Below are 1,656 nucleotides of genomic sequence, written 5' to 3' on the forward strand. Positions count from 1 at the left end.
CCCGCATTTCTCACACGGCCGATAGCTGTGCGACAGAGGATAGAAGGTCTAGCGAAGGCGATGAGGAGCCGTTGCGCTGGAGGCGCGGGTGGCGATTTGGCTTTGAGTGTCTCCTTTGGACCTGTTGGTGATGCCGCCGATTGAGCGCGTCGCAGCTTCGCGTGTCAGGTGGGTGCGGCGCGGGCCTTGGCGGTTTCGGCCAGGCGGCGGGCCACGTGTCCCCATTCCTGGGCGGCTGGGCAGGCCGAAGCCATGGCGATTTTGATGCGGCGGACGCTGATGCGCACCAGTGCGCCGATCTTGAGGAGCTTGAGGCGGATGGTGCCACAGGTGGCGTCGGCAAAAGTGGTTTCGGCAAGGCCGATGCGCCGCAGAGCACAGATCAGCACATAGGCCATTGCGGCGAACCACAGCCGCAGTTGGTTGGCGCGCATGGTCGCCGCCGACGTCCGGTCGGCATAGAGGTCGAGCTGGCACTCCTTGATGCGGTTTTCCATGTCGCCGCGGGCGCAGTAAATGTCTTCGTAGAGCTGTCGCGCGCCCGCCTCGGCCCGCTTGAGCGAGGTCACGACGAAGCGCGGATTGGCTTCGCCTTTTGTCCACTCCGCCTTGGCGACGACGCGGCGCCTTCGGCTCCAGGTGCCGAGCGTGCTCCATTGGAAGTCCTTGAAGCGGCGCGCCGGTCGGTCGGTCTTCTCGGCCGCAGCGCGAGCCGTGGCAAGCTCCTCTTCGATCATGGCGACCAGGCGCGTGTTGCGGGCGAGCCCGAACAGGTAGTCCACGCGGTTCTGCTCGCACCACGCCATCAGCGCCTCGCGCGCAAAGCCTGAGTCCGCCCGCAGCAGGATGCGCACGAACGGCCAGCGGGCGCGGATCTGCCGGACAATCCGCTCGACCTCCGCGACGCTGCCCGCGCTGGCGTCGATATCGGAGGGTCGCAGCTTGGCTGCCAACAGATGCCGGCCACAGAACACGTACAGCGGCAGATAGCAGTAGCAGTCGTAGTAGCCGTGGAAGAAGCGTCCCTCCTGATGGCCGTGTAGCGGGTCGTCGGTGGCGTCAAGATCGAGGATGATCTGCGCCGGCGGTCGCTCGTGGGCCTCCAGGAACAGCATCACCGGCAGCGCCTCGATCGCCGCCGCGTCATAGGCAATCTTGTGATAGCGCGAAGGCTCGCTGCGGCTCAGCTCCAGCCGGTTCAGCGTCGACTTGCCGGCCACCGGTGCGCAGTCCTGCCGCCGGGCCGCAAGCTTGCCCGCCAGCACCGCCATCAGCGGATCGTGCCGCAGTTCATCATGGTCGTTGAGATCTTCGTAGCCGAGCGCAATGCCAAAGACCCGCTGTCCGATCAACGTCTCGACCGCATGCTCGATCAGGTCCGCGCGGCGATGATCGCGAAAGCAAGCTGCAAAGCGCCCCACCAGATCGATCGCTCGATCGGTGGCGCCCAGAAGCAGCGCTCCAGCATCCGACGTCACCAGCCCAGCATCAAAGGCCGCTTCCACAGCCCGGCCTTCCACCACTCCAAAATCAAAACGTTCTGCGCTACACTCTGTCGGCATCGGGGCATTCCTTGAATCATCGCAAAGTCCTTCTCGCAAAAGAACTTTCGCTGATTCGCGCCCCGATGCGCCTCAATACTGTGAGAAATGCGGG

2 protein-coding genes are annotated in these 1,656 nt (G+C 64.7%); both read right to left on the bottom strand.

What is annotated here, in order from left to right:
* Positions 1-164: 164 nt before the first annotated feature.
* Entirely contained in the window at positions 165-1,562 is a 1,398-nt protein-coding gene (locus IVA87_RS19075) for an IS1380 family transposase (RefSeq protein ID WP_247305369.1), read from the bottom strand.
* On the bottom strand, positions 1,475-1,656 hold a 182-nt coding region (locus IVA87_RS19080; protein ID WP_247334570.1), incomplete at its 5' end, for a hypothetical protein. The genes IVA87_RS19075 and IVA87_RS19080, both read right to left, overlap by 88 nt.

Source organism: Bradyrhizobium sp. 147, assembly GCF_023073935.1.
In the GTDB taxonomy this organism is placed as follows: Bacteria; Pseudomonadota; Alphaproteobacteria; order Rhizobiales; family Xanthobacteraceae; genus Bradyrhizobium.

What these genes read in the sequence shown, in the direction of transcription:
- IVA87_RS19075 (WP_247305369.1), bottom strand. Translation starts at nt 1,562, where the DNA reads ATGCCGACAGAGTGTAGCGCAGAACGTTTTGATTTTGGAGTGGTGGAA.